Source organism: Xenorhabdus doucetiae (assembly GCF_000968195.1).
In the GTDB taxonomy this organism is placed as follows: Bacteria; Pseudomonadota; Gammaproteobacteria; order Enterobacterales; family Enterobacteriaceae; genus Xenorhabdus; species Xenorhabdus doucetiae.
Map to the genome: position 1 here is coordinate 1,133,398 of NZ_FO704550.1, position 16,215 is coordinate 1,149,612.

At 45.0% G+C, this 16,215-nt stretch carries 18 protein-coding genes; 7 read left to right on the forward strand and 11 right to left on the reverse strand.

All coding sequences use genetic code 11. From position 1 onward, the window contains the following. Positions 1–76: 76 nt before the first annotated feature. From XDD1_RS05310 to XDD1_RS05325, 3 genes are all read left to right on the forward strand, one after another. Positions 77–871, forward strand: a complete 795-nt coding sequence (locus XDD1_RS05310) for a PDDEXK-like family protein (protein ID WP_231854463.1) — start codon at positions 77–79, stop codon at positions 869–871. Positions 872–885: 14 nt separating this feature from the next. Beyond that, positions 886–1,530 (forward strand): hypothetical protein, encoded by a 645-nt coding sequence (locus tag XDD1_RS05315; protein ID WP_045969357.1) that lies wholly within the window; start codon positions 886–888, stop codon positions 1,528–1,530. Positions 1,531–2,111: 581 nt separating this feature from the next. After that, a complete protein-coding gene (locus XDD1_RS05325; protein ID WP_045969359.1) occupies positions 2,112–2,846 on the forward strand; it encodes a hypothetical protein in 735 nt (244 codons plus the stop codon). 141 nt (positions 2,847–2,987) lie between these two features. Here XDD1_RS05325 and hemW read toward each other — a convergent pair whose 3' ends face one another. From hemW to XDD1_RS05350, 5 genes are all read right to left on the reverse strand, one after another. Beyond that, positions 2,988–4,118 carry a radical SAM family heme chaperone HemW gene (gene hemW, locus XDD1_RS05330; RefSeq protein ID WP_045969360.1) on the reverse strand — a complete coding sequence of 377 codons (1,131 nt, stop codon included), beginning with the start codon at positions 4,116–4,118 and terminating at the stop codon, positions 2,988–2,990. Beyond that, complete coding sequence (locus XDD1_RS05335) at positions 4,111–4,704, reverse strand: XTP/dITP diphosphatase (RefSeq protein WP_045973349.1); 594 nt, start codon at positions 4,702–4,704, stop codon at positions 4,111–4,113. The genes hemW and XDD1_RS05335 overlap by 8 nt, the downstream gene beginning before the upstream one ends. 63 nt (positions 4,705–4,767) lie before the next feature. Further along, entirely contained in the window at positions 4,768–5,331 is a 564-nt protein-coding gene (locus tag XDD1_RS05340; RefSeq protein ID WP_045969361.1) for a YggT family protein, read from the reverse strand. A gap of 32 nt (positions 5,332–5,363) precedes the next feature. Continuing rightward, the gene (gene proC / locus XDD1_RS05345) at positions 5,364–6,185 is read right to left on the reverse strand and encodes a pyrroline-5-carboxylate reductase (protein ID WP_045969362.1); all 822 of its coding nucleotides are present in this window, start codon (positions 6,183–6,185) and stop codon (positions 5,364–5,366) included. A 30-nt stretch (positions 6,186–6,215) separates the two neighbouring features. Next, positions 6,216–6,911, reverse strand: coding sequence for a YggS family pyridoxal phosphate-dependent enzyme (locus XDD1_RS05350; protein ID WP_045969363.1), 696 nt, complete (start codon positions 6,909–6,911; stop codon positions 6,216–6,218). 21 nt (positions 6,912–6,932) lie between these two features. Between XDD1_RS05350 and XDD1_RS05355 the strand changes: the two genes are divergently transcribed. Further along, positions 6,933–7,928, forward strand: coding sequence for a type IV pilus twitching motility protein PilT (locus tag XDD1_RS05355; protein ID WP_045969364.1), 996 nt, complete (start codon positions 6,933–6,935; stop codon positions 7,926–7,928). A 38-nt stretch (positions 7,929–7,966) separates the two neighbouring features. Here the strand turns inward: XDD1_RS05355 and ruvX are convergent, their stop codons facing one another. The 4 genes from ruvX to rsmE all read right to left on the reverse strand — a co-directional run bounded on the left by ruvX (position 7,967) and on the right by rsmE (position 10,779). Next, positions 7,967–8,407, reverse strand: a complete 441-nt coding sequence (gene ruvX, locus XDD1_RS05360) for a Holliday junction resolvase RuvX (RefSeq protein WP_045969365.1) — start codon at positions 8,405–8,407, stop codon at positions 7,967–7,969. Further along, a complete protein-coding gene (locus XDD1_RS05365; RefSeq protein WP_045969366.1) occupies positions 8,407–8,970 on the reverse strand; it encodes a YqgE/AlgH family protein in 564 nt (187 codons plus the stop codon). The genes ruvX and XDD1_RS05365 overlap by 1 nt, the downstream gene beginning before the upstream one ends. Positions 8,971–9,078: 108 nt before the next feature. After that, a complete protein-coding gene (gshB, locus tag XDD1_RS05370) occupies positions 9,079–10,038 on the reverse strand; it encodes a glutathione synthase (RefSeq protein WP_045969367.1) in 960 nt (319 codons plus the stop codon). A gap of 9 nt (positions 10,039–10,047) precedes the next feature. Then, positions 10,048–10,779 carry a 16S rRNA (uracil(1498)-N(3))-methyltransferase gene (gene rsmE / locus XDD1_RS05375; protein WP_045973350.1) on the reverse strand — a complete coding sequence of 244 codons (732 nt, stop codon included), beginning with the start codon at positions 10,777–10,779 and terminating at the stop codon, positions 10,048–10,050. A gap of 423 nt (positions 10,780–11,202) precedes the next feature. Here rsmE and XDD1_RS05380 point away from each other — a divergent pair, with 423 nt between their 5' ends. After that, positions 11,203–11,685 carry a prepilin peptidase gene (locus XDD1_RS05380; protein ID WP_052705646.1) on the forward strand — a complete coding sequence of 161 codons (483 nt, stop codon included), beginning with the start codon at positions 11,203–11,205 and terminating at the stop codon, positions 11,683–11,685. Between the two features lie 186 nt (positions 11,686–11,871). Here XDD1_RS05380 and XDD1_RS05385 read toward each other — a convergent pair whose 3' ends face one another. Next, positions 11,872–12,756: an MBL fold metallo-hydrolase gene (locus XDD1_RS05385; protein WP_045969368.1), complete on the reverse strand. Its 885-nt coding sequence runs from the start codon at positions 12,754–12,756 to the stop codon at positions 11,872–11,874. 139 nt (positions 12,757–12,895) lie between these two features. Between XDD1_RS05385 and XDD1_RS05390 the strand changes: the two genes are divergently transcribed. After that, on the forward strand, positions 12,896–13,810 hold the full coding sequence (locus XDD1_RS05390; RefSeq protein WP_045969369.1) for a LysR family transcriptional regulator: 915 nt from the start codon (positions 12,896–12,898) through the stop codon (positions 13,808–13,810). Here XDD1_RS05390 and XDD1_RS05395 read toward each other — a convergent pair. Continuing rightward, positions 13,793–14,722 (reverse strand): LysR family transcriptional regulator, encoded by a 930-nt coding sequence (locus tag XDD1_RS05395; RefSeq protein ID WP_045969370.1) that lies wholly within the window; start codon positions 14,720–14,722, stop codon positions 13,793–13,795. The genes XDD1_RS05390 and XDD1_RS05395 overlap by 18 nt on opposite strands. A 138-nt stretch (positions 14,723–14,860) precedes the next feature. On the opposite strand from XDD1_RS05395, the gene lysA reads away from it, so the two are divergent. Further along, positions 14,861–16,144, forward strand: coding sequence for a diaminopimelate decarboxylase (lysA, locus tag XDD1_RS05400; RefSeq protein ID WP_045969372.1), 1,284 nt, complete (start codon positions 14,861–14,863; stop codon positions 16,142–16,144). Positions 16,145–16,215: the final 71 nt, after the last annotated feature.

Here is a 16,215-nt window from a genome sequence, read left to right on the forward strand (position 1 = left end):
AATGGCTATTCAATATCGTGACGGCGGTGTATTGCTGAACTCATGATTAAGTTACTTAACCCGAATTTCAAATATAATGGATTTTACTGATAAAATTAAGCTGGATTCAGTGATGGAACAACAATACGTAACTCTTGCTGATAGGTTATCAACCTTTTTTCAACAATGGCCACAAGGCGTTGTGAATATTAGCGAGAATAAGAAAGAATCAATTAATATTGATGTAGACCAATTGGCTAATTTTTTTAGCAATCTTTCGGAACCACTTAAAGCGGTGCGAAATCGTTCACTCTTTTTCGATCCATGGGAGGTTGCAGGGCTTAAACGTAAAGAAGTTCGCAATACTTCTGTTCTTGCATGGTTACTAGATCCTCAGGGTACTCATGGCTTTGGCGATTTACCACTAAAGGCACTACTACAAATAATACGTACATCCCAAAAAGCGATTTTTCCTGTCGACTTTCATCGTTATTGCCGTGTGCAGGTTGAAACCAATCCCTGTGGAGACAGTGCTAATCGTGTTGATATTGAAATCGATGCTGGTAATTTTTTCTTATTGATAGAGGTGAAAATTGACGCAGCTGAACAAGATAAACAAATTGAACGTTATTGTTTGGATGCTGAAAAACGGGCGGGAGAACGCCCTTGGGCCGTGGTCTTTTTAACTCCTCATGGGAAAGAATCATTAACATTGAGGGCAGATAACAACGACCATATCTCTTGCCTTTCATGGCGTTATCTTGCGGCAAATCTGGAAGCGATGATGAAAGAATATTATCAACATACTGTTACAACCAACGATATTTCACCTACAAGAATAGTGGCAGCTCATGCCGCTTTTTGTTTTCTTGAACGTATGCGAAAATTTTAAGAAAAGGAAAATATATGACCCTATACAATGAGAAAGAGCGTCAGGCCGGTGCTATGATTCTGTCACAGTTAAAAATGTTTAATGAAGCTGTTGTTGTATTTGAGAATCAGGTTGACCCTGCTTTCTGGAAAGGTTTTGATAAATGCATTGATCATTTTTTAAAAGACAATGGCTGGGTTGGTGAGGCCAAATTTGAACAAAAAGAATCATGCTGGCTTTCCCCAAAAAATTGGGAAACAGAAGTTGATAGTTGGAAATATTGGTTTGAAACTCATTTTACTGAGTGCGAAGAGAATGATTATTATTTGGCTATAATAACAAATACAGGGATAGAACAAGCAGAATTTGGTTTGATGTTTAAAATGAACGCTGGCTATTTTGGCGGGCAAAAAAAACTCAACGCTTATACTAATGGCATTACCCAAGAATACCGTGATCAACTCATAAAAATGGGATTTGATGATCGCGGAAAAGGTAACTTTTTCCTCCCTGTTACGCTAGATGCGAATCAACTTGCCGAATGTTGGCAAGAGTATGGTGCTTTTCCTGAGGATAATGACGTATTCTCTCCATTAAGGGACGCCCTTGAAAAGTTGCGCCAATCATCCATTATTTTTGATGCGATTTTTTCATCTTCTAATGAAAAAAACACAGACTGATTTGCTTCGATTGTTTACGTTAAGGTAGTGGCAGCATCATGGTTATTACCTTAATGCTATATCGAAACTCACCTATGCACTTTCTTGAATGACTTTCATAAAAATGCTTAAGTGAGTAGTGTTAAGATACAAAAAGCTATTCCAAATGGGTTATGTATTAAATAGTTAGTTGCTGTGATATGCTCTCGGTTTTTTTCTAAGCTTATTCCTTTGACTCGGTGCGCCGCAATCACATTGTTTCAGCATATTTAAAACAAAACGCCATAATAATGCCAAATTCTCAATGGTTCTATCCAGAACGATACGTGAATCATCTTCTTTAAAAAACACATCAAGAAGTTTCATTCAATAGATGAGCTAAAAAGTATGCTCGCGCCCTGCTGAGTCAATAAACAAGAGCAGTATGATTGACAGTACAGGATAGTTTATGTTTACTGATACGATATTTCACGTTAAGGAAGCGGCATGAATATTATTTCGATTATTAATCAAAAAGTTAATTTTTCATTCTATTTAAATTACGTTTAAATACATGCTGTATAATAAATTTTAATTATCAATGTGTGAGCAGGGGTAACAATATGCCTTTCACTCCTCCTTTTAGAAACCAATTTTATATTGGTGATTTGATTTATGGATTAGCTAAGGATAGGCAGAAATACTGTAACAGAGTGAACAGCTTTACCGCCGCTGGCGCTCATGATAAACAGCGCGGTAATCCTCCTATCTACATAGATCGTTATTTAATCCAAAGAGAAATAAAACCTTCAAACAACCCTGAATACATGAAAGATGTTAACTATGACACATATAAAAAAGATTTTTTTGGGCACCTAAAGTCTGAATCAGCTCATCAATATAATAATGTTGCGACAAACCCTCATCGCGGTCATCAGTGTAAAGAGGAACAATATATTGATATATGTCAGCGGGACGTTGGGCGAAAATGTAAAGGGGGATTATCATGGATAAGCACAGGTAATAGCCCGTTAGTTAAGGATATACATGTTCATTTTATATTGGATAATATTAATATGATATCCCTTATTCAAAAAAAGGATCAGAAAAGCATCACTGGAAAAGAGTTAAGATGGATTTTCAGAAATAAGAATGATCCCAGAGTCGCTGCAAAAATTCAATTTTGGGATGATGGAGAACCCACTTCGCCACCCTGGATATCAGCGAATGGATGGTGGCATCGTTTTTTTGGTGACGAAAGTCATGTATGGGAAGAATATGAAAAACATTTACAAGAAAAAGCACAGAGAGAGGATGAACGATATCAATCTTTAGCCCAATTATTCAATATACCTTGATGCTATACGCAATTAATTTGAAAATGCAGGTTTTAAAATTTGAAAGTTATTGTTTCGCATCGGTTCATTCATATATTTCTATAGACGATGGGTATAACCAATAAAAACTGCACCTTTTAATTTCAAGGTGCAGTTTATTTGTTAAAGAAACAGTTCCAATAAGGAATTCAGGAATAACTTTCCGTGCTGGGTAATTTGCCAGTGTGTCTCGCTTTCAGTGACATAACCTTTAGCCAAGGCTTCATCCATTTGTCGGCGAATGGCACTTTCTGGCAATCCGGTAAAATCGCTGAAATCCTGACGTGGCATGGATTCCAGCAAACGAAAACGATTCATGAAAAATTCAAACGGACGATCAACATTATCGACCGGATTTTGTTGATCCAAATAACGCCCCTGCATATAACCGCGCGGATGCCTGGTTTTCACGGTACGGAGAATGCGGCCATCGGCAAACGAAATCTTGCCGTGGGCACCACAACCAATGCCTAAGTAATCACCGAAACGCCAATAATTGAGATTATGCTGACATTGATAACCCGGTTTGGCATAGGCCGACGTCTCATATTGTTGGTAACCCGCTGCCGTCAATAATTGATGGCCTTGGGAAAAAATATCCCACAGCGCATCATCATCCGGTAACACCGGCGGGCGAGAGCCAAAACTCGTATTGGGTTCAATCGTCAGTTGATACCAAGACAGGTGTGGCGGCGATAGTTCAATCGCCTGCCGCAAATCATTCAGGGCTTCATTAAGTGTCTGGTTGGGCAAACCGTGCATCAAATCCAGATTGAAGCTGCGCAATCCAAGTCCATCAGCCAATTTTGCCGCCCGTTTAGCCTCTTCCGGGCCGTGGATACGGCCTAAACGGATCAGTTTATCGGAACCGAAACTTTGTACCCCGATAGAAATTCGATTGATCCCCGCTTGCTGATAAGCATGGAAACGATCGGCTTCAACGGTGCCCGGATTGGCTTCCATGGTAATCTCTGCCTGTGGTGAGAGTGACAACGAATCCCTGACGCCATCCAACAATCGCTGCATCCCTTCGGCACTTAACAGGCTCGGTGTTCCGCCACCGATAAAAATTGTTGAAACCTCACGATCACCAATCATCGGCAGATCCGCCTGCAAATCCGCCAATAGATGATCAACATATTCCTGATGCGGTACATCGCCTTTTAAGGCATGTGAATTGAAATCACAATAAGGGCATTTTTGCACGCACCACGGAATATGAATATAAAGACTCAGTGGTGGCAACTTAAGCATTACGCAGGGCTTCCAGCAACATGGCTAATGCCTTTCCCCGGTGTGACACGGTATTTTTTTGTTCACGCGTAAGTTCAGCGGCGGTACAGTTAAATTCTGGCGCGTAAAAAATCGGATCGTAACCAAAACCGCCTTTTCCTGCCGGTTCACGGGTGATCCTGCCCGACCAGCGACCGTGAAATACCAACGGAGTCGGATCTTCGGCATGGCGCAAGAAAACCAGCACACAATTGAACTGAGCCTGACGCTGCTCATCAGGCACATCGCGCAGGGCGGCCAGTAATTTTTGCAGATTCTCCTGATCGGAAGCCTCATGACCGGCATAACGGGCGGAATAAATGCCCGGCGCACCGCCCAATGCATCCACTGATAATCCTGAATCATCTGCAATTGCCGGTAAGCCGGTCACTGCGGCAGCATGGCGGGCTTTGATGATGGCGTTTTCAATGAAAGTGAGACCCGTTTCATCGGCTGAATCAACGCTCAATTCGGTTTGGGCGATAATCTCCAAACCAAAATCAGCCAATAAATCCGCCAGTTCGCGTACCTTACCGGCATTTCCCGTGGCGAGAACAACTTTTTGCATTGCCATTTATTTTATTAACCTATGTATCTAAAACCTATGTATCTCATTGATCGATTTATCTCATTAACCGGCGAAGATGGAGGCTAGCCAGTTCATCACATCGTAACGCAGGGCATTGAGTGCGTAGAGAATGAGAATGACAATCATGGCAGAGAAATCAAGGCCGCCCATAGAAGGAATAATGCGGCGGATAGGTGCCATTAGCGGCTCGGTCAATTGAATCAGTACATAGTCCACCGGATTGCGTCCCTGACTGATCCAACTCAATAACGCGCGGGCGATCACCAACCAGAATACCAGCTTGCCGGCTGCCGTCAGTAACTCAACCACCCCAACCAAGAATATGGCAGCAGAAGGAATGAGAAATTGCCCGGTCGTTAACCAGATAGGCAACAAGAACTTGAGAATAACGAGCAGGTAGGCAAGCAGCACAGACGCTGTATCGATAGGACCCACGGCAGGAATAAACCGGCGTAATGGGCGCACCACAGGCTGGGTGATTTTGACGATAAACTGGGCAAAGGGATTATAGAAATCACAACGTGCCCACTGCATCCAGACACGCAGCAGTAAAACCGTAGTATAGAGAGCCAGAACGGTAAAAAAGAGAAAGTTTAAGAATTGCATGTAGCAGCCCTGATTGAATTAAACCCATTGAATTAAAATAATTTTTCCATTTCCTGCGCCCGGCGGATTGCTCCCTGCATGGCACTGGACACAATCTCAGGCAGCTTGCCTTCATAAAAAATGCGCAGTGCTTCAGCCGTTGTACCGCCTTTAGATGTTACCTGCTCACGCAGGATAGCAAAAGGAAGATCTTTTTGCGTTTCAGCAAGTTTAGCTGAACCTATGGCAGCTTGCAGGACAAGTTCTCTGGCCGTTTCACTGTCGAAACCCAGCCGCTCCGCTTCTTGTTGCATCGATTCCATAAACAGGAAGAAATAAGCCGGGGCACTGCCTGCCACGGCGATAATCTCGTTAATCCCGTTTTCATCATTGACCCAGCAAACTTTGCCGACGCTGCCCATTAATAACTCAGCGAACTCGCGATCCGGTTGCTCAACCTGTTCCGGCGCAAACAGACCGCTGACGCCTTGCCCGATAAGCGAAGGGGTATTGGGCATGATGCGGATAATATTGAGATTATCCTGCAAAAGCGCGTAAAAACGGGAGACGGGAATACCCGCCGCGATAGAAAGAACCAGTTTGTTACTGAAATTGACGTGCGGGTGCAGTGATGTACACACTTCCGCCATCATTTGCGGTTTAACCGCCAGAACAATGACATCAGCTTGTTGCGCGTAACGAATATTATCGCTTTGGCTATTAATGCCATACTCTTTTGCCAGTACATCACGGCGGGTTGTGCTTGGCGCACAGACCGTGATGAGTTCGGCTGGGTAACCTTTTCTGACTAATCCGGCAATGATGGCATGCGCCATATTTCCTGCGCCAATAAAGGTGATTTTACGATTTTTCATGAGATAACCTCGTTGACTAATTTAAGCGCGTCATGACCTGTACTGACGAGCCCCGAAGATGGCCGTTCCAATCCGAACCAGTGTCGAACCACAAGTAATCGCCGCGTCCATATCATCCGTCATGCCCATCGACAGTGTGTCAACGTGGGAATATTGCGCTTTGAGTTCCATAAAGGCGTGTTCCATCTGGCGAAAAACAGCTATCTGGCGTTCAATGTTGTTTTCCGGTGCTGGAATTGCCATCAATCCACGCAATGACAGATTAGGCAACGCATTAATTGTTGCGTCCAAGTCGGGTAACGCCTCCAGCAAAATGCCGGATTTGCTCTCTTCTCCACTAATATTAATTTGGATCAGGATATTGAGCGGCGGCATGTTTTCAGGACGTAGTTCATTTAACCTTTGGGCAATTTTTGCCCTGTCAATGGTATGGCACCAGGCAAAATTTTCGGCAACCAGACGGCACTTGTTGGATTGTAACGGACCAATAAAGTGCCAGACTAAATCGTCACGGTTGTTAAAGTGTTGGATCTTTTCCACTCCCTCCTGAACGTAATTCTCGCCAAATTCCCGCTGACCATGGGCTATGGCTTCTGCGATGGCGTCCACAGGTTTGGTTTTACTGACTGCAAGCAAGGTAATCTCTTTGGGAGAGCGTCCGCATTTTTGCGCTGCAAGGGCAATGCGGTTCCTGACATCGTGAAGATTTTGTTCGATATTGTGCATAATTGACTCAGGAGATAAAAAATGAATATGGAAAAATTAGTGTCCCTTAGTGTAAAGCATAATGCTTCCGATCTGCATCTTTGTGTCGGGCAAGTTCCGGTTTTGCGTATCAACGGGGGGTTATATCCCCAAAGGCAACTGGCGGAAATTCAATCCCATTCCTTGCTGGCGTGGAGTGAGGGCATATTATCGGACGCGCAGAAACAGCAGTTACAGCAGCACGGCCATGTCGACTTTGTCGTCACCATGCCGGATAAACAGCGACTCAGGGGAAATCTGTTCTATCAGCAATCGCACTTATCATTGGTATTGCGCTTGATTGCCGATAAGTGCCCGACATTGGAACAACTCTATGCGCCTGACATTATCCAGCAGCTTATTTTGCAGGAGATGAGCGGGTTGATATTAGTGACAGGCGCGACGGGAAGCGGTAAATCCACGACGTTGGCAGCCATGATTCATGCCTTGAATAGCCAGACGTGTAAACACATCATCACGCTGGAAGACCCCATCGAATTTGTTCACCAAAGCCGCAACTGTTTGATACAGCAAAGGCAGATTGGCAAGGATGTTGCGGATTATCAAACGGCACTTAAAGGGGTATTACGGCAAGATCCTGATGTGATCCTGTTGGGCGAATTACGGGATAAAGAGACAATCCGGCTGGCGCTGACGGCGGCTGAAACGGGGCACTTAGTCTTGTCAACACTGCATACCCGTGGAGCCATTCAGGCGGTCGATCGCTTGGTTGATGTTTTTTCCGCAGAAGAAAAAGGTTGGATTTGTAGCCAGTTGGCCGGAAGTTTAAAGGCAGTGATTTCCCAGCAATTGCTCCCGGCCAAAGACGGCGGCAGAGTGGCTGTTCATGAAGTCTTGGTCATCAATCAAGCGGTTAGCCATTTGATAAGAGAAGGCAAAAATCATCAAATAGCCTCACTTATGCAGACTGGCACTGCGGGTGGCATGCAAACTTACGAGCAAAGCCGACAACAACGCCAGTTGTCGGGATTACTATAACTATGGCTATGACAAATTCTGGCTATGACAAATTCTGGCTATGACAAATTCTGTCGCTGGGTATAGTGCTGTTCAAACCAGCTTTCCAGAATAATCACCGCAGAAGCGGAATCAACCTTACCCTTATCCAGTGCCTTGTAGCCACCGTTATCAAACAGATGGGCGCGCGCTTCTATGGTGGTTAATCGTTCATCGTGCAGCTCAACCTGTACGCCAAAACGCCCGTGTATGCGATTGGCGAACTTACGGGCTTGTGCGGTGACAGGTTGCTCTGTGCCATCCATATTGAGTGGCAGACCCACGATGACCAGCTCGGGCTGCCACTCTTTAAGCAGTTTGCCAATGAGTTCCCAATTGGGGGAGCCTTCGTTGGCTTTGAAAGAGGATAATGCCCTGGCTGTACCGGTGATTTCTTGCCCGATGGCAGCGCCAATACTGCGGGTTCCGAAATCAAAGGCAATAATTGTGCGGTTTTTCATCAGGCATGCCCCGCTTGCGATGCGAGATTGGCAATATTAATTCCCAGTAAAGAAGCCGCTTCACGCCAGCGAGCAGCGATAGGGGTATTGAAAATAATGGCAGGTTCTGCGCTGACCGTCAGCCAACTGTTTTCCATAATCTCCTTTTCCAACTGACCCGTTTCCCAACTTGAATAGCCAAGGGTCATTAACACATTTTCCGGTTGGCGGGGTGTGCCCAGTGCTTCCAGCATATCTTTGGATGTGGTGATCATGGTGTGCTCAGAAATCTGAATACTGGAACCAAAACCGGATTGTGGCGTATGTAAAATGAAACCGTGCTCCTCGGACAAGGGGCCGCCAGCCATCACTGGCCGATTGAGATTGATAGTATCGTCTCTATCTTTAGGGGTGATCTCTAACTTTTGTAAGATGCTTTGGATAGAAACTCGGGCTATCGGTTTATTGATAACTAACCCCATTGCCCCATTTTGATCATGTTCGCAGATATAAACTACAGAACGATTGAAATAAGGATCAGAGAGCGAAGGCATGGCAATAAGAAAATGGTGCTGTAGATTCATGTGTTTTCTGATAATTATTTTGGCAATGTAAGAATAACGTGGCCCACAGTATGTGGGCTCTTATTATAAATGGCAAATGTTGTCAGGGAACGACCGTTATTTGGCCTGTTATGCTATCTGTTTTTCCAATCGTTTTTCGATAGCATCCATCAGCATGCCGGTAATGGAAATGTCTGGGAAAGCTGCTTCTATTTCACGTACGCAGGTTGGGCTGGTCACGTTGATCTCAGTTAACCGGTCGCCAATGATATCCAGCCCGACAAAAATTAACCCTTTCTCTTTGAGTACAGGGGCGACGGCGCGGGCAATTGCCCAGTCACTTTCTGATAACGGGCGTGCTTCCCCGCGGCCGCCGGCGGCTAAATTACCCCGGGTTTCCCCTTGGGCAGGGATACGGGCAAGGCAGTAAGGCACAGGTTCGCCATCAACAACCAGTACGCGCTTATCGCCATCTTTAATGGCGGGCAGAAAATTTTGTGCCATGCAATAACGCTGGCCATGTTCAGTCAGCGTTTCAATAATCACACCTACATTCGCGTCGTCTTGCTTCAAGCGGAAGATAGACGCGCCTCCCATGCCATCCAGGGGCTTAAAAATAACATCGCCATGTTTTTTATGGAATTCGCGTAAGTTTTTGGCATTACGGGTGACGAGTGTATCGGGTGTCCATTCCGGGAACCAAGCCGTAAACAGCTTTTCGTTACAGTCGCGCAGGCTTTGCGGCTTATTGACGATCAGGCTGCCTTTGACCTCAGCGCGCTCCAGAATATAGGTCGCATAAATGTACTCAGTATCAAAAGGCGGATCTTTGCGCATCAAAATCACGTGCAAAGTATCGAGCGCGATCTCTTGCTCACCACCAAACTGATACCACTGTTGTGGATTTTCTTCTACCGTAAGTAAACGTGTGCGGGCGCGAGCCTCTCCCTGATGCAGGTAGAGATCATTCATTTCCATATAATGGATTTCCCACCCGCGTTTTTGTGCTTCCAGCAGCATGGCAAAACTAGTGTCTTTCTTGATGTTGATGGATGAAATTGGGTCCATCACGATACCGAGCTTGATCATTTTTTCTCCTTAACCCAGATCACCGAAACGCACCTGTAATGCAGTAATTGCAGTGAGTGCCGTAGTTTCTGTCCTCAGGATGCGAGGCCCTAACAGGATATCAGTAAATTGATATTTTGCTGTCATTTCTATTTCTTCGGCAGACAACCCCCCTTCAGGCCCAATCAGCAGGCGTACTTTTTCCACCGGAAGTGGGAGGGTATTGATGCTATGTTTGGCACGGGGATGCAGATTCAATTTTAGACTGCCATCGTTTTCCGCGCACCAGGTTTCAAGTGACATCACGGGGCGAATTTCAGGGAGTTGATTACGCCCGCACTGTTCACAAGCAGCAATGGCTATTTTTTTCCATTGTTGTAATTTCTTCTCTAACCTTTCTGCATCCAGTTTTACCCCACAACGTTCAGACAGGAGTGGCGTAATCGTGTTGACACCCAGTTCAACGGATTTTTGGATGGTAAATTCCATTTTTTCACCACGGGACATGACTTGCCCCAGATGCAGGTTGAGTGGGGATTCATGATCGGAGAATGTGCCATCAAGAATAGCAACTTTGACGGTTTTTTTACTGGTTTCAGTGATAGTTGCATCAAAAACCTGATTACTGCCATCAAAGAGTTGCAATGCTTGCCCGTTGCCCATTCTCAGCACGCGACCAACGTGATTGGCCGCATCATCGCTCAAATGGATTTCAGTTCCTGTTGAGAGCCGTTCAGGGTGATAGATGCGGGGAATTCGCATATTTCTTCTTTCCTTCTTTTTTCCGGATGCTTCCGGCATGGCGCAAACAGCCACATAACAACGTTGATTGATCGCCATGATAAATGAGCGTTGTTTGCGTGATCAAGTTATCTCTTGGCTTAAGCGATACAGGCTATCTTCTTGCGAGCTGGCTCGCATATTTATTTTGTGATTGCCTTTTTCGCTAAAAATCGATTGCCAATGACCGGAATAAAAAATTAATATCCACCTTGTCCTGATTGAGGTCAGAAAATAAGGAAATAACGCAGTAACAGGGATGTTTTTATAAATGGATTTTGATTTCATCACAGATGAAAAAGGAAGGGATTCTATTTTAAATAACACTCCAAGATTGTAGAGGATTTCCTTATTCCTCGCGCTGCGAGGAATAAGGAATCTTCATAAATTGAGTGTATCATTATTATGCAAACCTATTTAATTAACGTCGATTATATAATAATTATGTTTTTCTGTAGCACCTTATTGTTATTGGCTGTTATCGACATTAAAACCTATTGCTTGCCGGACATTATCACGCTTCCTTTATTATGGATTGGGCTTTTATTTAATATCGATGGTCAATGGGTTTCGATAAAGAGTGCAATATATGGCGCCATATCAGGGTATCTTTTTTTGTGGTTTTTGTATTGGTTATGTCGATATACCTTAAATAAGGAGGGAATAGGTTATGGTGATCTTAAATTAACCGCAGCGATTGGCGCATGGTTGGGGGTGGAAATAATACCCCTATTGATGCTGATGGCTTCATTATCCGGGCTGTTTGGATTTCTTATGATTAGTGTGAAAAGAAAATCTTTTCCTGAGTTTATCGCCTTTGGGCCTTATTTATGTTTATCTGCGATTGTGTTATTAGGGTGTGGTGTTGGCAGAGATAGTATTTGGTAAGGCATAAATATTTATAAAATAGCAAAATGGATTTTGATACAAATATTATCATGGATTAGCACAAGTGTTTTTTCTACGTTAATTAAGGTGGTATTTAATATGTTATTATAATACTGGTTTTATTTGTTGGAATTGGTGTGGTTTATACGGGCGTGACTCCCTGCAACGCCCGTGATAATTTTTAATTTACTGAGGCCACTTCATTTCGCCTTTTAAGACTTTGGCACTCAGTTCAAGGCTGGATTCGTCAGCAAGATCAGGGTAATGCTTTTTCATGGCGGCAATCAGCGCATTGGAATCTTTTGCTTGCGGTAACTCTTTTTCCAGTGTGGTCAGATAATTCTGGGTAAACGTCACGGAATCCAATGTCATTGAGGAATTCCCCAGATAGTGGCCGGGGACAACCGTATCAGGTTTCAGGCTCTTGATGCGATCCAAGGTTTGTAGCCAATGTTGGCGTGACGCTTTGGTCTGGGTATCGGCAATCCAGACATGAATATTGTCAGAAACCGTCACACCACCCACAACGGCTTTCAATTTAGGCACCCAGACAAAAGTACGATCGGCGGCAGGGCCATTTAAACCTTCAACAATCAGTTTTTCACCATCAACAGTGAAGGAATTTCCTTGCAAGGGTTCTGGTACGACGATCTTTTTGGGAGCCTGATCAGCAAGAATGCCGCCCCAATAAGCCAGCTTACCGTCTTTGGTTGCATTGATCGCTTTGATGGTTTCCGGTGAGGCAATGACTTTGGCGTCAGGGAAAGCGTCGGTGATCACATCAAGGCCAAAGTAAAAATCGGGATCAGATTGGCTGATATAGATCGTTGTCAGTTTTTTGCCTGTTTGCTGGATCATGTTTACCAACGCTTGGGCATCATTTTTCTTAAATTGGGCATCGATCAGAACAACTTCATGATCACCACTGATAATTTCAGAAGAGACGGGGAAGATGCCTTTTTCGCCGGGATTGTAGATATCCAACTTGAGATCAGCGGCTTGAGCCAGTGATGCCATTCCCAAAGAAAGGATCGCTGCCAGAGCGGTATTTAATGTTGTTTTGCGAGCCATGGTCGAATTCCTGTATCAAAATGCGTGTGTGCTTGAATGACAGGTATAATAAGTTGCATATTTCGATTTAAAAACCGCATAATCAGCAACTATTTGTTGCACAAATCGAGCTAATTAAGGCGAAAATAGGCTGGCTGAAATGGATAGGATCACAGCAACACAAGTGTTTGTTACGATTGTCGAGCAAGGCAGCCTCATTGCGGCAGCGGAACGACTTGATATGTCGAGGGCCATGGTATCGCGATATTTGGCTGAGATGGAAAAGTGGGCGGGCGTTCGCTTATTGCACCGTACAACACGTAAAATTAGCCTGACTTCGGCGGGTGAGAGTGCTTATCAACGCAGCCTTAAGTTAATGGAATTGGCAGAAGGCATACCCGTGCAGCAATCTTTGGAAGCGCAAACCCTGAGTGGATTATTGCGCGTCAGTTGTTCCCAATCGTTGGGTATGAGTGCGCTGGCGGTTGCCATTCCTGAATTTATGCGGATATATCCACAGATTGCCGTCAATCTGCAAATGGATAATAGGGCTGTCAATTTGGTCGAAGAACGCATTGATTTGGCGATCCGGATTACCAATAATCTGGAGCCTAATTTGATAGCCCGTCCATTATCGACTTGCCATTCCATTGTTTGTGCCGCGCCATCTTATTTAGCGGGAAAATCGCTTCCCAAAAACCCGGCGGATTTAACCCTGCATAACTGCCTGACCTATAACTTTTTCGGTAAGAGTTTATGGGGATTTGAAAAGCAGCATGAGCACTATTCAGTACCGGTCAGTGGTACGTTAAGTGCCAATGAATCTACCGTATTAATGGAGGCCGCTTTGCAGGGGGCAGGAATTGCCATGCAGCCTTACTATTCCGTTGCTTCTTATCTGATGTCAGGGCAGTTGGTGGAACTGCTGCCTGATTATCAACCTCAGGCAATGGGGATCTATGGTATTTATGCCAGCCGCCAGAATATGCCGGCGACGTTGCGGGCGTTGCTGGATTTTCTGGTGGATTGGTTTGCCACATCACCTCACTGGCAACAATTAATGTTGAAACGCTGAGGCCAATTTTTCGGCAAATAGCGCCGCATGTTGTTTTAAATGCGTAATGAAAGCCTCAACGGGTTCTGAGGAGGGGCGATGGATGGGCTTGATTAAACTGACGGTGAATGGAATGTCGATACTGAATGGACGCAGGCAAATTTTTGCGTTGTTAGCCAAATAATCCAGGGCAGTCAGCGGGTTGACGATGGATATGCCAATGCCTTCATTAATCATGGCACAAATGGAGGCGGCGCTGTGGGTTTCCATCACCATCTTGCGCTTGACCTGATGCTCAGTAAAGAGGGCATCAATGAGTTGCCGATAACTGTCTGTGACTGACAGGCTGATAAATTTTTGCTGGTGAAAATCTGCCGGCGTCAGTTGTGATTTTTGACCGAGTGGGTGATTAAGGGGTAAAACGCAAACTTCATTTAACGTTATCAGCGTTTCCCGCTCAGTCCCTGCCGGTGTCTGTAAATGTTCAGTTAAGCCAATATCATGGCGCTGTGCTGAAAGCCACTCTTCCAACAGGGGAGACTCTTGCGGAATAATAGTCAGCTTGGCTTCGGGATAGTGTTCGATAAAGCTGCAACAGGCTTTTGGCAGCAGAGATTGGGAGAACATGGGCAGGCAGGCGATGGACAATTGTGCCTGTTCAAATTGCCGGATGCTGTCAGCCGCATTGATGATCCTTTCCAGACCATAGTAAGAGCGCTGTACCTCGTCAAACAGGCGTAATCCTTGGGCGGTGGGAAACAGGCGTCCTTTAATCCGGTCAAATAATTTAAATTTCAATAATTGTTCAAGGCGTGCCAGTTCACGGCTGACGGTTGGCTGGGAAGTTTTCAGTAATAACGCGGCATCCGTTAAATTTTTGGTGGTCATTACCGCATGAAAAATTTCAATGTGCCGCCATGAGCAGGAGTGCATAGATTTGTCTCTTTGAGTAAAAAACAGGCATAACGATATCACAAATGAATAGGTTATGGCTAAATGGATATTTTTCTTCCTGCCTTATTATTGCCAATAATGAAGGATCTGCTGATTTTGTGAGGTGCTTCAATGACTATGCCGACTTTTACTCATGCGACTTCTACTCACGGTTTGGGGGAACCTTTTACCCCTGAAAATCTGCTCCGTTTAGCGAGCCAGTATGGAACGCCATTATGGCTTTATGATGGTGACAGCATCATCAGGAAAATCAAAAAATTAAGACCGTTTGATGTGATTCGGTTTGCACAAAAAGCGTGTTCCAATACCCATATTTTACGCTTGATGAGAGAACAGGGCGTGAAAGTTGATGCGGTATCGTTGGGTGAAATCGAACGGGCGTTGTATGCAGGTTTTAAGGGCGGGCGTGATAAAGCAGACATTGTGTTCACGGCGGATGTGATTGATGAGGCAACCTTGGCGCGTGTCATTGAGCTGGATATTCCGGTCAATGCCGGCTCTATTGATATGCTGGCACAAATTGGCGGGCGTCAGCCGGGGCATCCGGTTTGGTTACGCATCAATCCCGGATTTGGCCACGGGCATAGCCAGAAGGTGAATACCGGCGGAGAAAATAGCAAGCACGGGATCTGGTTTCAGCATCTCCCTCTGGCAATGGAAAAAATTCATCAATATGGCTTGAAGCTGGTGGGGCTGCATATGCACATTGGTTCAGGGGTGGATTATCAGCACCTCTCCAACGTGTGTAATGCCATGGTGGAGCAAGTCATTCTGTGCGGAGAAGATATTCAGGCTATTTCAGCGGGTGGTGGTCTATCAATTCCCTATAAAATCGGTGAGGAATCAGTAGATACCGAACATTATTATAGCTTGTGGCATGAAGCCCGCCAGCGTATTGAGCAGCATTTGGGGCATCACGTTGAGCTGGAAATTGAACCCGGCCGTTTTCTGGTGGCTGAGTCAGGTATCCTGATGGCGGAAGTCCGGGCAGTGAAATCGATGGGCAATCGGCACTATGTGCTGGTGGATGCCGGTTTCAATGAGTTAATGCGCCCGGCAATGTATGGCAGTTATCACCATATTTCGGTATTGTCGGCCAATGCGCTGTCTTCAACTGCACCTCCAACGGCTTTATTAGAAACCATTGTTGCGGGGCCGCTATGTGAATCGGGTGATGTGTTTACCCAGTTAGAAGGCGGGGAGGTTGTACCCCGCATGTTGCCTCGCGTTGAGGTCGGGGATTATCTGATTTTTCACGATACGGGAGCTTACGGCGCTTCGATGTCTTCGAATTATAATAGCCGTCCTTTGATCCCTGAGATTTTGTTTACCGGGGGAGAAGCCCGTTTGATTCGTCGTCGCCAGACAATCGCAGAGTTGTTAGCGCTGGAATCCATTTAATTAAATACAGGTAATAAAATACGGGGCGTTTTAGGTCCCCGTATCTTAGCCTCCCTGTTTGGGATTAATCA